General features: G+C 40.8%; 19 protein-coding genes. 10 read left to right on the plus strand and 9 right to left on the minus strand.

Annotated features, from left to right (window positions below):
- From MED121_RS00990 to MED121_RS01005, 4 genes are all read left to right on the plus strand, one after another.
- A complete protein-coding gene (locus MED121_RS00990; RefSeq protein ID WP_036178447.1) occupies nucleotides 1–1,581 on the plus strand; it encodes an ATP-binding cassette domain-containing protein in 1,581 nt (526 codons plus the stop codon).
- Between the two features lie 234 nt (nucleotides 1,582–1,815).
- On the plus strand, nucleotides 1,816–2,319 hold the full coding sequence (locus tag MED121_RS00995) for a hypothetical protein (protein WP_009831709.1): 504 nt from the start codon (nucleotides 1,816–1,818) through the stop codon (nucleotides 2,317–2,319).
- 230 nt (nucleotides 2,320–2,549) lie between these two features.
- The gene (locus MED121_RS01000; protein WP_009831710.1) at nucleotides 2,550–3,698 is read left to right on the plus strand and encodes a Na/Pi symporter; all 1,149 of its coding nucleotides are present in this window, start codon (nucleotides 2,550–2,552) and stop codon (nucleotides 3,696–3,698) included.
- A 14-nt stretch (nucleotides 3,699–3,712) separates the two neighbouring features.
- On the plus strand, nucleotides 3,713–3,937 hold the full coding sequence (locus tag MED121_RS01005; RefSeq protein ID WP_009831711.1) for a hypothetical protein: 225 nt from the start codon (nucleotides 3,713–3,715) through the stop codon (nucleotides 3,935–3,937).
- A 228-nt stretch (nucleotides 3,938–4,165) separates the two neighbouring features.
- On the opposite strand, the gene MED121_RS01010 is transcribed toward MED121_RS01005, so the two are convergent.
- The 4 genes from MED121_RS01010 to MED121_RS01025 form a co-directional block, all read right to left on the minus strand.
- On the minus strand, nucleotides 4,166–4,510 hold the full coding sequence (locus tag MED121_RS01010; protein ID WP_009831712.1) for a 4a-hydroxytetrahydrobiopterin dehydratase: 345 nt from the start codon (nucleotides 4,508–4,510) through the stop codon (nucleotides 4,166–4,168).
- Nucleotides 4,511–4,722: 212 nt separating this feature from the next.
- Entirely contained in the window at nucleotides 4,723–5,760 is a 1,038-nt protein-coding gene (locus MED121_RS01015) for a DUF2860 family protein (RefSeq protein WP_009831713.1), read from the minus strand.
- A gap of 82 nt (nucleotides 5,761–5,842) precedes the next feature.
- A complete protein-coding gene (locus MED121_RS01020; RefSeq protein WP_009831714.1) occupies nucleotides 5,843–7,057 on the minus strand; it encodes a HAMP domain-containing sensor histidine kinase in 1,215 nt (404 codons plus the stop codon).
- Complete coding sequence (locus tag MED121_RS01025; protein WP_009831715.1) at nucleotides 7,047–7,709, minus strand: response regulator transcription factor; 663 nt, start codon at nucleotides 7,707–7,709, stop codon at nucleotides 7,047–7,049. Before MED121_RS01025 ends, MED121_RS01020 begins: the two co-directional genes overlap by 11 nt.
- Nucleotides 7,710–7,811: 102 nt before the next feature.
- Here MED121_RS01025 and MED121_RS01030 point away from each other — a divergent pair, with 102 nt between their 5' ends.
- Entirely contained in the window at nucleotides 7,812–8,942 is a 1,131-nt protein-coding gene (locus tag MED121_RS01030) for a fumarylacetoacetate hydrolase family protein (protein WP_009831716.1), read from the plus strand.
- 215 nt (nucleotides 8,943–9,157) lie between these two features.
- Here MED121_RS01030 and MED121_RS01035 read toward each other — a convergent pair whose 3' ends face one another.
- A complete protein-coding gene (locus tag MED121_RS01035) occupies nucleotides 9,158–9,742 on the minus strand; it encodes a hypothetical protein (RefSeq protein ID WP_009831717.1) in 585 nt (194 codons plus the stop codon).
- 627 nt (nucleotides 9,743–10,369) lie between these two features.
- On the opposite strand from MED121_RS01035, the gene MED121_RS01040 reads away from it, so the two are divergent.
- A complete protein-coding gene (locus MED121_RS01040) occupies nucleotides 10,370–11,164 on the plus strand; it encodes an endonuclease/exonuclease/phosphatase family protein (RefSeq protein WP_009831719.1) in 795 nt (264 codons plus the stop codon).
- 282 nt (nucleotides 11,165–11,446) lie between these two features.
- Here MED121_RS01040 and MED121_RS01045 read toward each other — a convergent pair whose 3' ends face one another.
- On the minus strand, nucleotides 11,447–12,304 hold the full coding sequence (locus MED121_RS01045; protein WP_009831720.1) for a pentapeptide repeat-containing protein: 858 nt from the start codon (nucleotides 12,302–12,304) through the stop codon (nucleotides 11,447–11,449).
- 522 nt (nucleotides 12,305–12,826) lie between these two features.
- On the opposite strand from MED121_RS01045, the gene MED121_RS01050 reads away from it, so the two are divergent.
- Nucleotides 12,827–13,624, plus strand: a complete 798-nt coding sequence (locus MED121_RS01050; protein WP_036178452.1) for a hypothetical protein — start codon at nucleotides 12,827–12,829, stop codon at nucleotides 13,622–13,624.
- Between the two features lie 53 nt (nucleotides 13,625–13,677).
- Here MED121_RS01050 and MED121_RS01055 read toward each other — a convergent pair whose 3' ends face one another.
- On the minus strand, nucleotides 13,678–14,166 hold the full coding sequence (locus MED121_RS01055) for a hypothetical protein (protein ID WP_131470965.1): 489 nt from the start codon (nucleotides 14,164–14,166) through the stop codon (nucleotides 13,678–13,680).
- Between the two features lie 535 nt (nucleotides 14,167–14,701).
- Between MED121_RS01055 and MED121_RS01060 the strand changes: the two genes are divergently transcribed.
- From MED121_RS01060 to MED121_RS01070, 3 genes are read left to right on the plus strand one after another with little or no spacing between them, the layout of a single operon-like run.
- Nucleotides 14,702–15,418 (plus strand): ABC transporter ATP-binding protein, encoded by a 717-nt coding sequence (locus MED121_RS01060; RefSeq protein ID WP_009831723.1) that lies wholly within the window; start codon nucleotides 14,702–14,704, stop codon nucleotides 15,416–15,418.
- Nucleotides 15,405–17,954: an ABC transporter permease gene (locus MED121_RS01065; protein ID WP_009831724.1), complete on the plus strand. Its 2,550-nt coding sequence runs from the start codon at nucleotides 15,405–15,407 to the stop codon at nucleotides 17,952–17,954. The genes MED121_RS01060 and MED121_RS01065 overlap by 14 nt, the downstream gene beginning before the upstream one ends.
- Complete coding sequence (locus MED121_RS01070; protein WP_009831725.1) at nucleotides 17,954–19,129, plus strand: lipocalin-like domain-containing protein; 1,176 nt, start codon at nucleotides 17,954–17,956, stop codon at nucleotides 19,127–19,129. Before MED121_RS01065 ends, MED121_RS01070 begins: the two co-directional genes overlap by 1 nt.
- Before the next feature lie 197 nt (nucleotides 19,130–19,326).
- On the opposite strand, the gene MED121_RS01075 is transcribed toward MED121_RS01070, so the two are convergent.
- Both MED121_RS01075 and MED121_RS01080 read right to left on the minus strand, forming a co-directional pair.
- Nucleotides 19,327–20,484, minus strand: a complete 1,158-nt coding sequence (locus MED121_RS01075) for a hypothetical protein (protein ID WP_131470966.1) — start codon at nucleotides 20,482–20,484, stop codon at nucleotides 19,327–19,329.
- A 25-nt stretch (nucleotides 20,485–20,509) separates the two neighbouring features.
- Nucleotides 20,510–22,015, minus strand: a complete 1,506-nt coding sequence (locus tag MED121_RS01080) for a hypothetical protein (RefSeq protein ID WP_009831727.1) — start codon at nucleotides 22,013–22,015, stop codon at nucleotides 20,510–20,512.
- Between the last annotated feature and the right edge of the window lie 34 nt (nucleotides 22,016–22,049).

The following is a 22,049-nucleotide window of genomic DNA, read 5'->3' on the forward strand; positions in this document are numbered from 1 at the left end:
ATGCCCGTTTTACAGACTTATAATATGAGTTATCAATTTGATAATGGCGAGATGCTATTCCAATCACTGTCATGCTCAATGACCAAACCTCGTGTTGGGATTATTGGACGAAATGGCGTCGGTAAATCCCTGTTCGCTGCCATACTCTGTGGTGACATAATGCCAACAAGTGGCAAAGTCACATTACCACACTCATTTGGTGTCTATCGTCAGCAACGTTCTCAATTACCGTCAGGCGATCTGTCTATTGCCCAATTTTTATCTAAAAGCCATGTACTTGATGCCCTAAAGCAAGTTGAAGCTGGTAAGTTTTCAGCCCATTTATTTGATGTCATTGGCGATCAATGGGATTTACTAAAGCGGCTAACCAAGCAACTTGATGAAATGGGTTTACCGCAAGACCCTGATTTCCCATGCGCCCAACTCAGTGGCGGACAATTGACTCAATTACAACTTTGGCAGCTATTCGAAAGCCAAGTGGCATTGCTAATTCTCGATGAGCCTTCCAACCATCTAGATACAAAAACAAAACAGTGGCTCATTAACTCGATGCGCAGTTTTAAAGGTGCCATTTTGCTGATTAGTCATGATAGAGAACTACTCAATGAACAAGATGAAATCTGGGCGCTTTCTGGGCTTGGTTTGCAGATTTTTGGTGGTAACTATTCTGCTTACGCCGAACACAAACGTCTTGAAAAAGACGCTCTAGTACGACAAATCGCCAGTATTGATAAGCAGAAGAGGCATTTAAAACGGCAAGCACAACGCAATCGAGAAAAAGCCGAGCAAAGAGCGGTTCAAGGTAAAAAGTTACGTCAAGATGGCAGTCAGCCAAAAGTAATGCTCGATAGTATGAAAGACAAAGCCACAGCTGGCACAGCGAGTCGCAATAAAAACGAACAGCGCCGTCAAACGCACTTGCAAGACAAAGAAAACAGCTTGAACAAAAGAAAAGAGCAATTTAAAGAACAATTTAATAAACAAAGCCTTTATCTAGGGAGTAACCAAAGCAGCTCACGTAAAGTGATTTCAATACTTGATGCCATTTTACCTTTTGGTAGCAGAGCGCCAATTAACTTACAGATATATGCCCATGATAAAGTTCACCTCATAGGAAATAACGGATCAGGTAAATCGACCCTGTTGAAATCCTTACAAGGTGAACTCACTTTCTTACAAGGGGAGCTAAACCTGAATACCTCCTTGTATTACCTTGATCAGCACTTTAGTGTGATTTGTCCTGAGCGATCAATCTTGGATAACCTGATGCAACACTGTGAGGAGATGAAAGAGAATGATGCCAGAACCTTGTTGGCGGGCATTGGATTTCGTCAAGATGGGGTGTTTCGTCTTGCGAATAAGCTAAGTGGCGGTGAGATGATGAAGCTAGCCATGTTAATCGCCAGTCACCAAGGGACACAGCCTTTTCTATTGCTGGATGAGCCAGATAATCATTTAGATATTGATTCTAAAATCATGCTCGCACAGGCACTGGTTAAGTATCCTGGTGGCTTTATTCTCATCAGTCACGATGCTGACTTTGCTAAAGAATCAGGTGTTACACAACAAGTCACCTTATAAACAAGCCACTTTATAAACAAGTCGCTTTATAAACAAGTCGCTTTATAAACAACTCAAGTTCTCAGTACCACACTTACATTATTGTTGGAATAGCAATACTGATTTTCAATTAGGTGCGTTTATTGACCTAATTGAAAATGCCATTCTTATCACTGAAAGCAGGCTCTCGTGCCTATAAACAAGGGAAGCAACTGCAATAACCCGTTTAATAAACCTTCAACAGTGAGACCGACTATGTTTCGTAAATCATTTTATTTATCTTTTCTATTGATTGGTGTTGCAACCTCGCCCAGCGCCCTTGCTGAGGTCAGTGCGAATTTTGAATCTGGGCATACCGCCTTGCAAGTATTCGATCAAGCTGGAATCAGCTCGATGCCGCTTTGGCTTAAAGTTTGGATTGGCATAATGATGATAACCTTTGCCTCAGGCTTACTCTTTGTTTGGAAGCACCCCATTGCTCGCTGGGCTGTCGGTGGATTTTTAATGCCATTTCTGGTGATGGGAGAGATTATAAATGCACTTGGGTGGCCATTTTTGTCTGGCTCCATTGCCCTTGCTCACCTCATTTTTTGGACACCTGCCCTTCTATTATTGTTATGGAAACGCCCTTTCCTAGACACGAATCAGGGGATTCCTTTTCGTATATGGTCAGCAGCCATGACAGGTGTGATTCTGTTTTCCTTTATCTTTGATATCCGTGACTCTTTCATTTATGTGAGTCATTTCAGTGCTATTTAATGCTTTTTTAGCCCCTATATCGCCTCAAACACGCCACAACCTAATCGCAAACTTCACATAATAATAACGCTTTATCAGATTCACCCTGGGTGAATCTGATAAAGCGAGGCGATTTCAACTAACTTTTTTCACTCAAACCAAAAACTTCATTTCTTCATTTAAGTGTCACATAAGTGTAAATAGCCATGAATAGAATTCATTTACCATTCATCCTTAGGTAAATAGCTATTATGGAAAATAATCAAGCAGTACTTCCTAACAAAAGCGAGTATCAAAACTATATGCAGTGGGCAATGGTTGCCCTATTAGTTTATCTGCTTATTTGTGCCGTTGGCATGATAGGTGGTGGCTTTAAAATGGCGGCGGGCGGTCAAGCTAAAGAACTCTTTGCTTTTGCGAGTAACCCTTTTGCGGGCCTTGTTGTGGGTATCGTTGCAACCGCGCTCATCCAATCATCTTCAACCGTTACCTCTATTATTGTCGGCTTAGTGGCGGGCGGTTTACCTGTTGAGCTTGCGGTTCCTATGGTAATGGGTGCCAATGTCGGCACATCCATTACAAATACCATTGTTTCATTAGGCCATGTCAGAGCAAAAGAAGAGTTTAAACGAGCCTTTTCTGCTGCCACAGTGCACGACTTCTTTAACCTTTTATCCGTGCTTATTTTCCTCCCTTTGGAGATTGCCTTTGGCGTTTTAGAGAAAATGGGTGCTTGGTTCTCAAGCTTGTTCTATGGCGCTGGGGATAGCTCAATTAAAAGCCTTAACTTTGTGAAGGCTGCCACCGCTCCTGTGGTAAATACCTTTAAGCAAGTGACTCACTTTTTAGGGGATCAAATTGGTGGTATCACGCTGATTATTCTAGGGATTGTGCTCATTTTCATCTCGATCACCATAGTTGGAAAGTTACTGAAAAAGCTCATGGTTGGTAAGGCTAAAAACATCATGCATACCGCCATTGGCCGTGGACCGGTTTCAGGGATAGCATCAGGCACATTGGTCACTATTCTGGTTCAATCCTCTTCTACCACCACGTCTCTTATGGTGCCCCTAGCTGGCTCTGGCGCATTCAAGCTAAAAGACATCTACCCTTTTACCTTAGGCGCAAATATAGGTACTTGCGTGACCGCCGTATTGGCCGCTACCGCAGTAACGGGTAACGCAGAAGCCGCATTGCAGATCGCTTTTATCCACCTTACCTATAATATTTTAGGGGTTCTCGTTATCTTCGGGATTCCTATGTTAAGGGACTTACCCGTTAAAGCGGCAGAGTCCTTAGGTGAGACCGCAGCAGAAAATAAGTTTGCTGCACTAGGGTATATTTTAGCGGTATTTTTTGTTGTACCTGCCGTTTGCCTCGGCGTCAGCAGCTTAGCTTAATAAAGGGAAATGACATGAGTAATTTACAGGTTTTAACCACAGAAAGATTAAACAAGTTAATTGATGAAACTCAACAGACCTTGTCAGAATTAAAGGAAGAAGTCGCTCGTCGAGAACTCTTACAACAAGAACATGAAATAATGGATTTAGATCAGCACATGAAGAGCGCAGAGTTTAATCTGGTGGGAATAAAAAACTTTATTACCTACTTATTGGATGAAGCCAAGAAGAAAAAATAGCGTAAAAGATAAAGGCCCTTGTTCATTACAAGGGCCTTTTTTTGAAGCGATAAATACGCAGAAGCTTTGTCTTACATAACTAAAAAAGTGTTTTAGATTTCTCACCCTGAGTGAATCCAACAAAGCTAGGGAAGCTGCGATTAAAGATAGACATGGGGAAAGTCACCTTGGATGTCCAGAGTAGTTTTCATGGTGCTTTGCAAGATCACCATCACACTAAGCGTCAATCTAAGCGCTGAAATTCATGAAAACCTTATCCATATGATCAGCGAGTTCAAAATCTTTAACTGAGATGCCTTTAACAGAGTGCGTTGTCAGCTGAACATAAACACGGTTATAGCAATTCTTCCACTCTGGGTGATGATCCACCTTGTCACAATAAAGCGCACACATAGTCATAAAGCCAAATGCGGCTTGAAAACTTTTAAACTCAAAATTTTTAGTTAGTTTATCATCTTCAATAAACCAGCTAGCCTCTTTGTCCAAGTTCAGTTTATCAATATTCAGCTCATTAAAGTTCAGCTCAGCTAAGCTTTGCGCAAGCTGTGTATTTGAAAGTACGGCTAATTTCATATGTCTGCCCTTTTGTTATTGTCTCACTCAGTTTATCAATTCAATTCAATTTGTTATTAGCATGTTAGAGCACGAGTCGCTCGCTAGTCTATCGACCAGATTCAATAACGAGAGGTAAATGAAACCGAAAAACTAGCTTCATTTACCTTTTTTTCATTAACCTTTGTTTCATTTACCTTTTTTCATTTAGTTATGCTTAATGTAGCTGCTTTTCAGAGCTGATATTGCATACCCAGTGTGATCAAATATTCATCATGATCATAAAAATCAATGTTAGCGTCAGTGATGTCCCATCCACCTCTTGCTATGAAAAGTGCATCCTTCCAATTAAATGGCGCCGCATAAATGTATGTCGCTGACACACCATACTTGGTTTCCTCCCGAGTTCGCCCCCAGATAGGGTTTATATCATCAAACGTTTGAAAGCCAACACTCGCCCCTAACATTGTAATATGTCGGCCATTTCTAAGTTGTAATTCAGCTTCTGTGCCAACACCTTGATTCTTTTGTGCCGAACCTGTTGCATCAACAGCGAGATAATTGATTGACCAGGAAAGCCCCAATGACTGACTCAAATCAGTCTCGTAGTTTAGCTCGCCATAGCTAAGGTTCGCGTTTCGATCTAACGCTGAAATACTCTCTTCTTGGTCTATGGAATATTTTCCACGAGCCAGTTCAATTGACCAGTCTGAGCCTAATACGCGATCATAACTCAAGACAAGACCTTGCACCGACGCATCGGTTATCTCTCGCTCTGTCTGCAATTGATAGGGGTTTTTCCATACTTCTTTCTCTAAAAACCCAGGCACGACACCAATCGCTAGACTTGAGCCGTCAGACAAGTAATGACGATACCCAGCTTGCAGGTAAAAGTCGTTTGCCATACCAATGATATCGGTTTTGAAATACACCTCATTTGCAGCATCAAAGCGATAACTAAGATCCCAAAAAGGAATCACCACGGCGTCACTATGGCGTTCTGGTGATGTTGAATAGTCAGTAATTTTAGCTTGCGTCTCAGTATCCATTACCGAATTAGTACCTTCTACACCGGTAAAAAGACTGATACTGCCATGAAAACCTGTAGTGTTTTGTTGCTCAGCATAGGCAAAGTGACTAACCAACAGGCACCCAAGGCTAAACAACTTAAGATAAGGTTTGATTAGCAATGGTTGAGTAGGCTTGCCATGTGCTGATCTCAACAATGGCGTAAATAACTTTTTGTGAACTAACGGTTTGGTATGAATCATCGTACTATCCTTATGTGCTTAGATAGCAACAACTCTACGCAGGCTTATGTCACAACTAAGTCACAGCTCACCATGACCCTTGTTAAAAATAAACCACCGCCTTCGCTTTATCAGATTTAACCGATAAGTGATAACGCCAGTTGGCACTTTTACACACCGCTGAAATGATCTCATCACCATGGCCAAAACCCTGTTCATCATGTTCTCGAACATCATTCTCAATCGTGAGCTGACGTCCTTTTAATTGAACACAAACATAGCTATCGGTATAACTCATTGCGTTACGAATCAAATTCGCGACAATGACCTTAGCAAAATAACTTTCTACTTCAATATCTTCGTACACAAGCTTCTCTAGTTGAATATCTCTACCAAAGAGTAAATAGTTATGCTGTTCAATCGTTTCCTTGATTACCGCCTGTAACGACTTTTTAGGCTGACTACCCACCTCTTCTCGACCAAGCAGCAAAAAGGTATTAATCAAATTATCCATGTCTTTATTGGCAACTTGAATACGATTGATTATTTGCCGTTTTTTATCGTTAACTTCTGAGATGTTTAGCAGATCGGTTGCGCCTAAAATCACATTGACCGGTGTTCTTAATTCATGGCTGGCAAAACGAGTAAACTGCTGCTCTCGTTTCAAAAACGATTGAATCCTAGAGTAGGACTGATGATACGCTCGATACAGGTCCCCAATTTCGTCTTTACGTGACGAAATAGCATTGTCAGATGAGCTGTCAGATGGATGTCTAATCTGATATACCAAACGGTCAATTGGGCCGCTAAAGTGACGTGACAGCAAATGGGCGGCGGCTAAACCCAAAATAAACACCAGGATCATCATGTAACCAACATAAGCCATCACACCTTCACCGTAATCGACCATTTGGGGGTCCTGTTCAGGAAAATAGACAAAGTGCATCCATTTTTGTTGAAACGGTGACATAAATGTCATCGTGTGAGCATCACTGAGTTCAAACTCTTCGATACCTAGAGTTGAAATTCCTTTAAGAAAGTCTGGCTTCTCATCGTCTTCAAATTCGTAAATAACGACAAAGTTTTCTTTTTGTCTCACCCACTCCCCTGCTGCTATCGATGTTTGTAGAAAATGCTGCTGTAGCAATTTTACCCGTTGATTAATAAAGCTATCGGCTGAAATCTCTGTCGCCGCCCAAGCGATCACTCCGATCGCAATAACCACCAACAACATTAACGCTGAAATCACGGTAAATACTTGATGTCTAAGATGACGAAAGTACCATTGTCCTAATGATTTTTTTACATTAGTCAGCATTAAGTCGATATCCTTTTCCACGTTCCGTAATAAGCATCCCTTCTGGTAATGCTTTTCTCAGGCGATATATTTGGGTGCGCAAGGCACTAGTTTCTTCGGGCTCATCCTCTTTCCAGATCTCATAGGCAATGTCTTGATTACCGACCAGCTTTGGCGCTTTCTTTATAAGTAATTGAACAATACGTTTTTGGGTGGGGTCCAACAAAAGCGTTTCATCATTTACCGTGACAGCATCCGTTCCAACATCATAAACCAAAGCACCATATCTAAGCTGTGGACTTAAGCGGCGTTGATTTCTTGCCTCTAATGCCTGCACTCTAGCGTGTAACTCTTGTAACTCAAACGGCTTCACCAAGTAGTCATCTGCGCCCGCTTTAAAACCCGCTAATTTGTCCTCAAGCGTATCTCTCGCAGTCAAAAAGATAATGGGGATATCGGCATGATAACCTGCTCGGATAGCATGACAAGCCGTTAAACCGTTCATCACTGGCATCATGATGTCCAAAATGATTAGATCAAATCGTGATTCATCCAACAATTGAATGGCAGCCTGTCCGTTATACGCGAAGTCAACATGGTGATCGAAAAGCGCTAAATAATCGCCTAGATTGGCAGCCGTTGCGTGATTGTCTTCCACGACAAGTATTCTCATGTCATATCCTTTTCATGCTTATTGTTTCAACGTACAGCTTGGTGACATAACTGTGACATTGTTCAACGTACTCTGGGCACATCAACAAACCGGAGAGTTAACATGAAAATATCACCAAAAGTAATCGGCTTCACGACACTATTCACATTATTGCCCTTCAATTATGCTCACACGACAGAAATCGCGCCCCTTGATATTGCCCTGACACTGGCGCAAACACTCAACCCTTCAGGTCAAACTCATACGTATCTAGTAACACAGAATACGGGAAAAAGTATAAAAGGGATCAATCTGAGTAATCATTTTGAATATTATCCAAATGAGCCTCTAAACTTTATCGAGCGCTACGGCTTTGATACCTTATCTCAGGTAACTAGCGACCTTCCTATACAGTCACTTAATCATAACGAGTTACTCGCAGCGGGTGGCGAAGGCTCTAATCATATTGCGGCGGGAACCAATTACATCGAACATGGGGTTGAAGCGGATATTGACGAAGTTTTCCTCTTCCCTAAATTCTCCAAACCAACCCCAAACTATAGCAAAATCAGCTACCAGAAAGAGGTACTTTTGGATTATGAAGTAGAGCTGTGCATGAGATGGGTAAAACCAATAGAAAAACCAGAACAAAGCAATGAATACGCAGGCCTATTTGTATGTGGCGACTTTACCGATAGAGCCGAATTACTAAGGAAGATCGATGTGGACAACGTCACATCAGGCCATGGCTTTAGTGACGCTAAAAGTGGCCAGGCACGCTTTCCAACTGGCCCTTACATTGTTGTGCCAAAAGACTGGAATACTTTCTTAGAAAATATTTCACTGGCAACCTATGTCAACGGGGAACAGCGCCAGCAAACAGCCGCGTCTGAAATGATACGTGAACCCAACTCTCTGATAGAGATGATTTTAGACAAGGGAGCTCAGTCTATCTGGCGATATCAAGGCCAAGATGTCCCATTATTCGACGAGCAAGGGATTAAGCCACAGCAAAATATTGTGACGGGTACACCCGCAGGCGTCGTATATAACACCCCGGGGTGGGGCTACAGAATATCTAAGTCTATCAAGTGGTTGGCAACCTTTTCATTCTTAGATTCAGGCCCTATAGACTACATTTTAGAGCAATATATTGAAGAGAGTTTTAAGAACAAGAGCTACCTTCAAAAGGGTGATAAAGTTCAACTCACTGGCACCTACTTAGGGAGCATCAACATTGATATCACCGACTAAAAATGGTCGGATGGACACCACTACATACATGCCTATTACTAGCCTAGGCATGTATGTAACTCATTGATATGCTAAAAATTTGTATAAAGGTCAGGGTAAAATAAGTGTCTAGCCTGATCTTTTATTCTTTTGGTAATACTTTAAGGAACATGGGTTAACTTTTTGGCTGTCCCGTTTTGCTTTTTTGTATTCAGCAAATAGCCAAATATTAGCGGTTAGTATGTTAAGGTGATTTGACCTAATGCGACACTACCTGCTTCCCAAGTGGTTCTGCACTTTAATTCTAAAGTTGAATCCGCCTCATAATTATTGCTAATTTGAGTTTTGTAATTAATAAATTGATCACCTTGTATATTTGAGTCCTGTAACGAGATCCAATCAAACCCTTCACCTGAATCGAATCTAAACCATTTATCCATTCCGCCATCATTTACTTTTCGCATACGTGCAATCGAACAACCACCAAAGGCGTTGTTTAAACCATTTACGATACCGTAAACACCGAGTTCGATATCGCCCATATTTTCAGTTAAAGGAATGCTGCAGTTAAAGTACCTTTTGGTTCTTTCAAATGTTGGATTGAAATGAAAGTAACCTTCCTCTACAGCGCCAACATCTTCAGTTGCCATGACTTCAAGCGCGGCGAGTGCGCCTTGAGATTGGATGAGTGTTTTTGCAGCTGTCGCGTGCTTTTGTGCATCTTCAGCACAATGATCTGCACCTGAAAATGTGAGTTGTGCTGCAAAAGTAGGTGTTGAAAATACGGCTAATACACTTAAAGTTGAAATGAGTTTGTTCATAATGCGTCCTTGTAAAATTTGATTATTTCTTTATTGAGATATCTTAATAAAGCGCCCCATTTTAAAAGAGATCAAAGACAACATCACCTGAACAGTGCTCACTTCGTTCGCATTCACTATTTTATAATTGAGAGAAAAAAAACTCATAAAGTAATTTGCAAATTTTAGGAAACATATTGAAGGTTTTCGTATTTAATTTGATAGAAGTTCTCGTATTAACCATATTTAAGTTAAGGCTAATTTTGACAAATAAAACTTTTTTGGAAGATAAAATACGACACAAAAGGGTAGTCATAATTTGAAAAAACTGAAGGGGCTCCTTAGTAATTACCCTTAAAATCGTGGTAATTAGCTATATGTCTGCCTAAGTAAATTTTGAACTGATGCATTCTCAATAACTAACTCTAAACATATCCTAACAATGCGTATTTGATTTGCTGCAATCTATATTAACCAACTTATAGAATAATTATTGCTAGATAATCCCGTGTCACATTACGGAAAAGTGTTTATTTTTTAACCACCCTTTTAAAAATAAACAATATCGATAACTTATTTTCCATATTATTTAACTAATAAAGGGAAAATCAACCATAAAAAACAATTTAAACTAGAAGGTAATTTATTATGAAAGTTGCATTTTGGAATATCAATACAGGACCAGCATCCTCTGTACACCGTCACAATGCATTAAAAGATTGGTGCGCATGGGCAAAAGATCAAGGTGTCGACCTTATCATGTTGGTGGAAGTGGGGGATTTTGAAAATGATAAATTAGAAACTCTCACTGGATATAATTATATAAACAATGTCGCAAATGAAGATATCAATAACCATAACTGTAAGCGTATATTTGCCTTAGAAAAAGACAAAGATACTTTTAATGGCGTTTCTATGCGTTTTCCACAGCTTCAACAACGCCGAAATTTGCTAAAAGTTACTTATAAACAAAATAAAGCCCCTCACAATAACTTAAATGGTTTCTCAGCTTGGGTTATTCACGCTAATGCATCACAAATAGGTGGCAAAAATGCTGTTGAAAATGTGCTTAAGCACACTACGTCTGGCCACGGAGAAGACTGTATTGTAGGTGGTGATTTTAACTATGATATTGGTAAAGAAGAGGTACAAAATGCGACTCACCCGCTTAGTTGTGATAGTGATAATCTCAAATTTACACAATGGGATAAAGAAAATGAAAATGCCATTAAGAAAAATGATTACGACCGACAATCCGAACTTCATCTACGTAATGCAACTAATCTACCAACATTTAAAGGCATTAAAGAGCACAGTATTATTGATTATGTCATTAGTGGTGAAAAGCGAACCGTTACTGCATTAAAAAGTTGTGAGCCTAATATGTGGAGAGATATTTTAATGCAATTTGACCATAGCCCAGTGGTTTATGAGATCACTTAATTTTCTATTAAAAGGCTGTAGTAAATAATTTTAGCCCCCCCCCTTTGCAAACATAGCCTTCCTTAAAGCAAAGAATTAAATAAGGACAAAGACAGATTTAATTTAGTCTATCAGCAAAAATGAAAGCGACTAGTTAGCAAATTAAATGTCTTGCCAGGGAGTGGCTCCCAAGGATAAACACTCTAAACTTCATTTATAGTCAAAAGCCATTAAAAATGATGGGGATTTTAATGGCAGAATTCGGCCCCTTGGAAAGGTTTGTTATGAGTGTTCACATTGACTTTATTGGTCTGGGTGAACTATGAAGCCAATATTTTCTAATAAAGAAGCCATTTGCCACTCGTATATCTCAACACCAGAAAAATCTAATGCCCTAATGTCTATGCCAGCTATCTCAGCATTGCGTAAATCAGCTTTATAGATTGAAAGGCCATAATATTGACTTGGAGCAAAAGCGGTGTTGGTGAGATTAGCACCCTCTAAATTGGCTCTTGTAAAAATTACCGCTGAAAAATTACTTTCAGATAAATCACACTTCTCTAAATGAACGCCTTCAAAATCTGAATATTTAAAATTTGATTTAGTCAGCTGAGCAGAACTAAACAGCATATTTTTACTGACGATAGTTATGAAATCAGCAAGTTCAAAGTTACAGCCTTGAGCCTGACTTTCATTTATTTTTATATCAAAAAGCTCTGATCTATAGAAATTACAGGTAGAAATATCACAATCATCAAACTCTGAATGACGTAAATCAGCTTTTTGGAAATCACAACCTTTTTGATTATTCTTATCGTAAAAAGTGCACTTTCTAAACACTGCATTTTTTAAGCTAGCGTCAGAGAAATCGCAATCTATGATTTGACAGTTCTCAAGATGCAATCCATCTAAGTTCGCCCCAGAGAAATTAGATGAAGATATGATGCAACTAATGAAGTGTAAATCTTCCTCGTATTCTCGCGACCAATCTAAATTAGAAAAGCTACGGTTTCTTACCAATCTTTGATTTTCTTCTAAAATCAAAGATTCTTCGATTTTTTGGATGGTTTCCAACTTATTAATCTCTAAAAAATACCCATTAAGGTATGGAGTTTGAATGAACACATAAGCATTAAACGATGACACAGTTGGCGAAGCCATGTTGATAACCGTTTGTTGAAAGGCTACCGATTCTAAAGACTGCCATTTTAAAAGAGATCAAAGACAACGTCACCTGAACACTACTCACTTCTTTCGTGCCCATCATTTTAACTTTATGGAGAAGAGGCTTTTTAAATCGGTAGCTAGTTTTAAAGTAATCAATGAAAATTGTCGTATTTGATTTGATAGAAATTCTCGCGTTAACCATGTTGAAGTTAAGGCTAATTCTGACAAATTAAATTAACAAACGTCTACTTGGTAAGTCGTTATAATGATTGTATAGGCTGATTCAGTTTGATGAGGTAGAGCTTTATGAGCACTTGGAGCACTTGGAGCACTTGGAGCACTTGGAGCACTTGGAGCACTTGGAGCACTTGGAGCACTTGGAGCACTTGGAGCACTTGGAGCACTTGGCGCACTTTAAATGATTAATGTCTCGTTGAGATATTTAAGCAATCACTGGGCTGAAGCAATCCTTGAATGCAAGAGACGGCCAAACATCTAATCATAGGAAAAGTTAACATGATAAATAGGTACAAGATTTATTTTTGGTTCTTTATTATTTTAATGCTTCCTGCCACCAGTCAGTCATCTGAACCCGTTGAACTGACGTTATCATACCAAATCAACCCTTCCCCACCTTATCAAATGGGAACAGGAGTAACAGTCGTTGAACCTCCTGGTATTGCGCTGGATGTGATTAATGCTGCAGCCAAAGAACTTAACCTCCTCATTGTTTATAAACGTTATCCGAATGTGCGAGTGCTGCATTTGCTCGAAAATAACCAAATTGATGGTGCCTTCATGTTTTCCTATAAAGCCGAGCGAGCGAAGATAGCGCGTTATCCCCTTACCCCAGAAGGTAAACTAGATAGCACTAAAAGACTTGCAAGCTTGAGCTACTGGCTTTATTCACTAGCACAAGCAAAATTAGACTGGGATGGTACAAACTTAATAGGGGAAAAAGGCTTTATTGTTGCTGAACATGGGGACTCAATTGTTAGTGACCTTAAAAAGATCGGGCAAAAAGTCAAACAACCAGACTCCGCCTATAAAGCGCTACTCATGCTTACCAGACGTCAGCAAGTAGTTGGTGCAGCATTACAAGATCTGAAAGCGACACCCTATCTTGATAGACCTGAATTTTCAGGCATTAGGCGCTCATCAGTACCACTTAAGACAAAAGATTATTTTTTAGTACTCAGTAATCGTTTTGTTGAAAAGCACCCTGATATAGCTGAGGCATTGTGGCAAAAAATTGAGGAACTTAGAGACGAGGTCTCTAAAGAAAGTATGTACCGCTATACCTCATTTCAGTAGTCTCTCAAACCAGACAATCATTTCAAATGTCTGTCCCGTTAGTACTACAAACTTTACTTGTTTGGGACTCTCTCATTTACATAAGATAATCTTAAACAGATAATGGCCCCAATTGTTAACATGACAAATGATATCAGCCAAGCCCAATACCCTTCTCGCAACCCAAAATCTGGCACCATGTTATCTGAATTACAAAAACAATCAGAAGCCCAAACGTAGGATAGAGCGACGAAAAAAGATAACAAAGAAGATATGAGAGTTAAATAATATTTATGTTTGATGAATGCAACGATTGATACCCAATAAATCGGGTTTGCAAGCCATGACAGGGCAGCAATTGTATCTAAAAAACCGTCAGATCCCCCTCCCATTAAAAAAAACCAAACATTAATCCAACCAAACAATAGAAATGAAAAACCAGGCTCACTACCAAATTGAGAATCCAAAGGCCATTGGTCCACCGCAGTTAATATAATCGCCATGAAATAAGTAATGATACTTAATACTAAAATCGAATACCTAAATGTGATACCTCTGTTCATTCTGATAAATCCCTGACATTTTTAAACACGCACGATTACAACTCACTAATCGTCGATACTAAAGGCAGCCATTCTAAAAGAGATCAAACACGACTACACCTGAACACCACTCACTTCGTTCTTACTCATCATTTTATCATTGAAGGAGCAGAGGTTTTTTTAAAAAATGAATGTACTTGCCTAAAAAAAAGATAAAAAAGAGCTAAAAAAGAACTAAAAAGAGCGCATTATTAAATTCCTCATCCTTGAGTGAATTTAACAAAGACTAGTCTTGGCTTAGATACAGGAAAGATTACGCTCGCTGTCCTTGGTAATGCCACATGGTAATTACTTAAAATCAATGCATTGCTATTAATCAATGACAACAGCCATAGATCGAAAAGCGATTTGGGGCCGATGCCTCACTAAAATCTTAGGTTTAAACTGATCTATTTCCACCAGCTTGAAGTACTGGTTATTAATGAGGCGATGTAAATCGTTAACTTTTCAAATTATTATCTAAAGTTTTATAGAAGTTATTGTCTAGGGAGAGAAAATGGAAAGCCCAGTTGTCACATTGAAACATGCCAGCAAAAGCTTTATTGACGGCAAAGACACCCATAAGGTGTTGAACAGTGTCGACTTCGCTTTGGGGATAGGGGAAAGCGTGGCGTTGACAGGAGCAAGTGGCAGCGGAAAAAGTACGCTACTCAACCTCATCGCGGGTTTTGAACCACTTTCTGATGGCGAACTCTGGCTCGATGGCGACAACACATCGGTTTGGAAAGAGCCACAATGGAGCCGCTTCCGCCACCAAAAACTGGGGGTTATCTTTCAGCAATTCAACTTATTAACCCCGCTTAACGTTAAGCAAAACATCGCATTCCCGCTGCACTTGAATCAACAAAAATGGGACGACTGGTGTGATTACTTGGTGGAAGCGTTAGGCATCAGTGAACTACTGGATAGGCATGTATCTGCACTCTCTGGTGGACAACAACAACGAGTCGCGATCGCACGAGCATTGGCTCATAAACCCAAACTCCTGCTTGCCGATGAACCCACAGGCAACCTCGACCACAAAGCCGGATTAGAAGTCATGAGGCTACTAAGCGAAATTACCACACAAGGCAACACCGCCGTGTTACTGGTGACACACAGCCCTGAATGCGCCCAGTTTATGCAGACACAATGGGTATTGGATGATGGCGATCTAAAGCAAATAGACCCAAACCAACATCAAGCCGGTGAGATGTCCCATGCGGCCAGCTAACCTATCTCAATCTAAGTTAAATAACTCTAAGTTAAATCACTCTAGGTTAAATCACACCTGGCTCTCTCTAAAGCTATTCGCTGCGCACTATAAACAATCGCCTTTGCAAGCCGCGGCGATCCTGATTGGTATTGTGTTGGCGGTCACCTTATTTGTTGCCGTGCAAGCCATTAACCTGAATGCCAAACGAAGCTACGCTGAATCTAGTGAACAACTGAGCGCACAAGCGAAAAACCTGATCATCCCAGCAGCGGGGCAAAACTACTTAGCAGAATCGCTCTACTTCAAGCTAAGGCAAAATGGACTCAGCGCAATACTGCCTGTGATTGAAGGGAAAGTGAGAGACGAGCAAGGTCGGCGCTGGTCGGTACAAGGCAGTGAGTTAATCGCGGCTCTCACCTCAAGATCTCGCTATGCTACTGACAAGACAGTCGAGAAGGATAAAACGCCAGAAGGCATATCCCTGTTCGATAGCGCACTGCCCCTGTCACAGCTCTTGGCAGGCAGCCCCATCGTCATGATGAGCCAATCGCAACATCAAGGCTTAGGCGAGGTAGAGACACTCACTCTGGATGAAATAGCCACTCAAGTTGTCGTATTGCCCGACGAGTGGCAGCTGGGTAGTCGAATCTTGATGGACATAGGATTCGCCCAACAACTACTCAACAAACAAGGTCAACTGAGTTACATCGCTGTTTTTGATGCCAACAACCAAGCACAAGACAAGTGGCAAGCTCTCATCGCCAAACAAGGGCAATGGATCACCAATAATCAAAGTACCGATCTCGGCTCTATTACCGATAGCTTTCACCTCAACCTGACTGCCATGAGTTTACTGGCGTTCTTGGTTGGTTTGTTCATCGCTTATAACGGCGTGAAGTACAGCTTACTCAAACGTAATCGGCTGTTAGTACAAATTCAGCAAGCCGGCGTTTCACCTGGCATCGTGTTCTCTGCTCTGTTAATCGAGCTTACTGTTTTAGTCACACTAGGCGCTTCACTCGGTTTCATTTTGGGGATTCAATTAAGCCACTGGCTCCACCCCACCGTTGCGATAACACTGGAACAACTTTATGGTGCGACGCTGCTTCCCGGTACATGGCAGTGGTCATGGTTAGCCCAAGCCCTATTGCTGACGTTAGCAGCCACGCTTGTTGCCTGCTGGCAGCACTTTAAACAAAGGGTTCGACAACCGCTCTCTTCACATGGCGGATTTTATCAAGCCCCAGAGACTTCCAATGAAAACCAGTTGTTTGTTATTGGTTTAACCTTAACCTGTATCGCATTAGCAGGGTTATGGCTCAGCGAGTATCATAGATTCACCATGGCGTGGTTGGGTGTGTTGGTGGTGTCGATTCCTTTGTATCTCCCCAAAACGCTCAGCGTGTTAGCTAATTGGAGCGAACAACGCACTCAATCAGGGTTGATGCAGTATCTCTTTGCTGAACTGCGAGAGCTGATATCCCCCCTCTCCCTTGCGATGATGGCGTTGCTGCTTGCGGTAACCGCCAATATGGGAATGAATACGTTAGTCGGCAGCTTTGAATCCACCCTAAAGCAATGGTTAGAGCAGCGACTCCATGCCGACATTTACGTTAGCCCTGCTCAAGGTGAAATCGCTAATGTCGAGCGCGTATTAGAACAGTTTGAGAGCGTTGAAACTGTTTATAAACAATATTATGTCGACGATAACGTGCAAGGCCTACCCACCTTACTCGGCACCAAAGACAAAGACAGCTTAGAGCAAACCATGGTGTTCCAATCAAAGCTTGATAACTTTTGGCAGCGCTTCTACCAAGGTGAATGGGTTGCCATCAGTGAACCGACCGCGGTCAAGCTCGGATTATCACTGAATAGTGAATTTAAGCTCGATTCCATCCCCGACAAATCACTGGTGGTTGGCGCAATTTTCCATGATTACGGCTCCCCCAATGGCGAAGTGCTGCTTGCCCCTAATGTATGGCTTGAGAGTGGCTTTACTGATTTACCCACCAGCCTAGGGATTAAAGTGTCTGGCGACCAACAACTAGTCTACGAACAGCTACGCCAACAACTGAATTTGCACCCAAGCCAACTTTACGATCAAGCCCAGATCAAATCCATCGCTTTGGATATCTTTTCACAAACCTTCGCCATCACTCGTGCACTGAATGGCGTCACCTTAATGGTTGCCGTCATTGGTTTGTTCTGTGCGTGTTTCATGTTGCTTGATGCGCGTAAAGCCGCTATTGCAAGGTTGTATGCGCTTGGCGTGAGCCGTAACAAGTTAATGGCGATGGTACTCGGGCAAATTGTCGTCTTGGTGGCTTTCACTCTGGTTATTGCCATTCCTCTTGGGGCTATGGTGGGCTATGTGCTAACCGACATCGTCACCCTGCGCGCCTTTGGCTGGAGCTTAAATTACCAATGGAATTGGAGCGATGCCCTCAGCATTTGCGTCATCACGATTCTTGTGGCTGTGATTGCGACGCTCATCCCCCTATGGCGCTTAGTCAGTAAGCCCGTGGTATCTAGCTTGCAAAGTGAGGTGTTGTAATGGCGCTTGGTTTGAAGAGTAAGCGAATCAAAATGTCCGTCGTCTTGCTTAGCCTATTATTTTTATGGGGTTGTGAGAAAGCCGAACAAAAATCAGCTCAAAACATGGGCTCAATACTCGGCCCTGTCAATAACAAAGAGCAGAGTGAAAAAAAGCAGAATTCACAATTTACGCCTGTCGTTAAAGGCGTAGAGATCACTTTCCCTAAAGATCACCAAGCGCACTCAAGCTTTCGCCATGAATGGTGGTATTTAACCGCCAACCTCATGGATGAAAATGGCAATGCACTGGGTGTGCAATGGACACAATTTCGTTTCGCCGCAGCTCCACCAAAAACTGGCGATCAAACCAAACAGCTCCAGCAAACCAAACAGCTCAAGCAAACAGCATGGCAAAGCCAGCAGATCTACATGGCGCACAGTGCCATCACCACCCAGGACAAACACTACGCCGATGAAAAATGGTCCCGTGACCAAGCAGAACTGGCAGGCATAAGCGCTTCACCCTTTCGTGTTTATCTTGATGATTGGCAATGGACATCTTCCACCGATGACCTATTCCCTGCCACATTGAATGCCCACTCAGATCAGTTTGGCTACTCATTAACACTCACTAGCGACGCGCCCTATCAAAAACAAGGTGAGCAAGGCTACAGCACTAAAAGCAGCGACGGTAAAGTGGCTTCTTATTACTACAGCCAACCATTTATTGATGTATCAGGCAAAGTGACGATTGATGGCGTGACGCATCAGGTTTCTGGCAAAGGCTGGATAGACAGAGAATGGAGCTCTCAGTTCTTACTCGACTCGCAACAAGGCTGGGATTGGTTTGCACTCAGACTCAATGATGAAACCAGCTTAGTCGTGTTCCAACTTCGAAACGCAACAACAGGCAAAGCCAGTTACTCTCACGCAAGGTTAATGCAAAAAGATGGCTCTGGCATCGCCATTTCACAACAGGACATCAGCTTAACCGCCGTCAAACAAACAGAAATCGACGGACGCGATTACCCAACAACGTGGCAAGTATCCATTCCAACTCAGCAAATTGAAGTGATAGTCTCGGCACTGAATCCAAAGGCAAAAATGCCCCTGTCGGTTCCCTATTGGGAAGGACCAATCGTAATAGAAGGGACACACTCTGGAACAGGCTATATGGAGTTAACTGGGTACTGACCCCATAAACACGCCTTTTAAATAATCTCTAAAGACATCCAATCTAAAATCTAGGAATTATGCTTCCCTAAAAGAGAGCTAAAAGAGAGAGCCTTATTAGATTCCTCATCCTTGAGTGAATCCAATAAAACTTGTCTGGGATTAGATGCAGGTAAGATTACGTTGGGTGTCTATGGTAATTTATTCTGTCGCAATCATTATAAATCGTTAAAGTTTTCAACTTTGACCACATCGGGTAGAAACAGTGATTGAATTCCAGATGGATGGTCTGTATTTGAATTACTCTCCAAATTTTTGTCTTTTGCTGAATAATTATAATAGACGTCATTAAGCATAGATGGCTGTGATACTAGCACGAATTTATCTGTTTGCTGAATGGCTTGAATAAAATGATTGTGCATTTTAGCTCCACTTGAACTGAATACAAGATAATCTTTACCTCTGTTACCACCAGCGCTTAACTCGCCAAAATTAGAAAATACATTTTTAAAGTTAGTGTCTCCAAATATATGTGTTGATAATTCCGTTTCCAGCTCCCTTTTCTCATTGAATTTTGAAATCACTTTATTAGGGGATTTCGCGTTATCATTTGTGATATGTACAAAGTGAGTTTTATATTTTTTACCACAAAACTCATAATGCAAAGCGGCCGATCTATTGATTTCATCTGGATTCTCTTCCTTGAGTCTAAATTTTTTATTATATTCTTTTCTGACAAATAAAGTGAAATTTTGCTTAGCATCTTTAGAACCATTTTTTCTCAGACCATAAATAGTTTCTTTTTTTATAAACTTGAACTCATTTCCAGCTCGATCAATGCTAAATTGCTTACAATCATGCTCACCCTCAATTACGACAATAGCATGAGGTATTCTCTTGCATTTGAATAAATCCCTCATGAAGGTTTTAAAATCCGTTGCAGTGGAAACGAACTGCTTATTATCTAGAGTTTGAATATCGGTAGACGATAAATTATAACCTTTAAAAGGGATTTCATGCTCAGATGAAGCTTTCTGGTAACCTTTATAAAACTTACCGCCAGCCTCAGTAGAAACAGCTGCTAAAAGTAATTGATGTTTCTTCTTGTGCTTATTTTCGTCAAATACATCGTTTATATAGTTACGATCCTTTTCCTGTATTGGTTCATCATCACCGTTAACGCTATTGGTATCATACTCTACTTCATTACTATCAAAAGATTCTGCCAAAGAATCATGTTTATACTCTGATTCACCAGGAAAAATTGGGTTTACGTTTATTTTTTTGTTTATTAAATCACCGTCAAATAAGGTTTCATTATTATTATTATTATATTTGAAAAATTCTTCACGCTTTTTTTTCAGCATATGAGACACTCTACTACACTTTAATCAGCCGAGCCTACTCACTTATTCCCAGTGAGAGTAGTTCATACGAGTTTATCGTATTATCTGGATCTGAAGGAATAAATTTAATAGAAATTTGGTTCATTCCTAAACGAATGTAATCATGATAGTGAATACTGGAATACGAGAGCTCTCTTAATATGACCTTCGAAATATTATTTTGCCCCCCCGCCCCCTTTTCTGTATCGACATATAAGGAGTTAATCGGACAATTATTTATTGATATTTCCAATTCGCAAGGGCCGCTACCGGCTCCTACCCAATGCATAAGGTATAATGAGTAGCCGCTAATTAGGTCAGGTATTTTGAAACTCACCTTTAACTCTGGTTGTTGTTGATCAAAACGAGTAATCATACCCTGTGAGAATCCTACCCCATCTACATGCAAACTGTTTGTTTTGGAAATAATTCTAAACGCACTTTGAGAATTTATAATCTGATTTAAATAATGTCCTTTTTGAAAGTTCACAGCGCTTAAGCCCGAATCTAAATTAATGGGGTTTAGTCCATACAGACTTAAACTTAGATATTGGGATTTAAATTTAGAGCTAGCTGCTTCATCTTCATTTTGTAGTGTTGCAATTACATCCGAATTACTCCTAGAATGGGATGCAGTAAAGTTTTTAGTCTTATGAGTAATAGCAATTGAATTATCCTCAGGCATTCCGTTTGGGAATGTAATCAACCATTGCACATCAACCATAAATTCAACACCAAATAGAGATAACTGGCTGGGAGGCAATAGCAAATCACCAGCGAGCATCAAATCTTGAACTTGCTTAGGTAGTATTACATAATTAGCTTTCGAGCTAGCAGGCTTGCAAAAATCAAGCACATTCCATGGGTAAGTTTGTGACCATACCCAAGTAGGAGATTCGCAGTTTTTATCTAAAGTTCCATAAGCACTCCAATCTTTAATGCTCATGGATGTTGAATCACTTGTAGACTGTTGACTGCTACCCCCATAACCTTGAGCCTGTGATACATCTGCAGATCTAGTTTTACTATTATCCAAATGCCCACCAATATTAAAAACAGGAAGATCCCCAAAGTTACCAATTGATGCAGCTATACCGTAGCTATTTACGTTTGAGTGACTTGAACCTGAGCTAAACTGATTTGAATAATTGCTAGAGGATTCAGATGAGTAATTTTGGGAAGTATTCACTGAAGAGTTTAATGTTTTTGGTGACATTGAAAGCGTAGTTAATACAGCGCCCTTTGGAACGTCTACCGAAATCGTGTTACTCACTATTGCGCTGTATTCCTTGTATTCTCTATCTTTTTCTAAACCTGGGACATAAGCATTCTTAGGGGGGATTACGAACTTTTGAGTGACTTGAAGGAGATACGATATGGATGTCTCTAAATTCACAACATTTTCAACCTTATGAATTTTGTACTTGGCAATACAATGACCAAAACTCGTGGTTTTATCCGATGAAGTATCCGATAAAGGAAAGCTATCGATTGCTTCGTAAAAAATGTCACTGCTATTCATATATTGTTCCTGTCCCTGGACTAGTTTTATGTAT

Origin of the sequence: Marinomonas sp. MED121 (assembly GCF_000153025.1) — a bacterium.
GTDB lineage: Bacteria > Pseudomonadota > Gammaproteobacteria > Pseudomonadales > Marinomonadaceae > Marinomonas.

What these genes read in the sequence shown, in the direction of transcription:
- MED121_RS00990 (WP_036178447.1), top strand. Translation starts at nt 1, where the DNA reads ATGCCCGTTTTACAGACTTATAATATGAGTTATCAATTTGATAATGGC.
- MED121_RS00995 (WP_009831709.1), top strand. Translation starts at nt 1,816, where the DNA reads ATGTTTCGTAAATCATTTTATTTATCTTTTCTATTGATTGGTGTTGCA.
- MED121_RS01000 (WP_009831710.1), top strand. Translation starts at nt 2,550, where the DNA reads ATGGAAAATAATCAAGCAGTACTTCCTAACAAAAGCGAGTATCAAAAC.
- MED121_RS01005 (WP_009831711.1), top strand. Translation starts at nt 3,713, where the DNA reads ATGAGTAATTTACAGGTTTTAACCACAGAAAGATTAAACAAGTTAATT.
- MED121_RS01010 (WP_009831712.1), bottom strand. Translation starts at nt 4,510, where the DNA reads ATGAAATTAGCCGTACTTTCAAATACACAGCTTGCGCAAAGCTTAGCT.
- MED121_RS01015 (WP_009831713.1), bottom strand. Translation starts at nt 5,760, where the DNA reads ATGATTCATACCAAACCGTTAGTTCACAAAAAGTTATTTACGCCATTG.
- MED121_RS01020 (WP_009831714.1), bottom strand. Translation starts at nt 7,057, where the DNA reads ATGCTGACTAATGTAAAAAAATCATTAGGACAATGGTACTTTCGTCAT.
- MED121_RS01025 (WP_009831715.1), bottom strand. Translation starts at nt 7,709, where the DNA reads ATGAGAATACTTGTCGTGGAAGACAATCACGCAACGGCTGCCAATCTA.
- MED121_RS01030 (WP_009831716.1), top strand. Translation starts at nt 7,812, where the DNA reads ATGAAAATATCACCAAAAGTAATCGGCTTCACGACACTATTCACATTA.
- MED121_RS01035 (WP_009831717.1), bottom strand. Translation starts at nt 9,742, where the DNA reads ATGAACAAACTCATTTCAACTTTAAGTGTATTAGCCGTATTTTCAACA.
- MED121_RS01040 (WP_009831719.1), top strand. Translation starts at nt 10,370, where the DNA reads ATGAAAGTTGCATTTTGGAATATCAATACAGGACCAGCATCCTCTGTA.
- MED121_RS01045 (WP_009831720.1), bottom strand. Translation starts at nt 12,304, where the DNA reads ATGGCTTCGCCAACTGTGTCATCGTTTAATGCTTATGTGTTCATTCAA.
- MED121_RS01050 (WP_036178452.1), top strand. Translation starts at nt 12,827, where the DNA reads ATGATAAATAGGTACAAGATTTATTTTTGGTTCTTTATTATTTTAATG.
- MED121_RS01055 (WP_131470965.1), bottom strand. Translation starts at nt 14,166, where the DNA reads ATGAACAGAGGTATCACATTTAGGTATTCGATTTTAGTATTAAGTATC.
- MED121_RS01060 (WP_009831723.1), top strand. Translation starts at nt 14,702, where the DNA reads ATGGAAAGCCCAGTTGTCACATTGAAACATGCCAGCAAAAGCTTTATT.
- MED121_RS01065 (WP_009831724.1), top strand. Translation starts at nt 15,405, where the DNA reads ATGCGGCCAGCTAACCTATCTCAATCTAAGTTAAATAACTCTAAGTTA.
- MED121_RS01070 (WP_009831725.1), top strand. Translation starts at nt 17,954, where the DNA reads ATGGCGCTTGGTTTGAAGAGTAAGCGAATCAAAATGTCCGTCGTCTTG.
- MED121_RS01080 (WP_009831727.1), bottom strand. Translation starts at nt 22,015, where the DNA reads ATGAATAGCAGTGACATTTTTTACGAAGCAATCGATAGCTTTCCTTTA.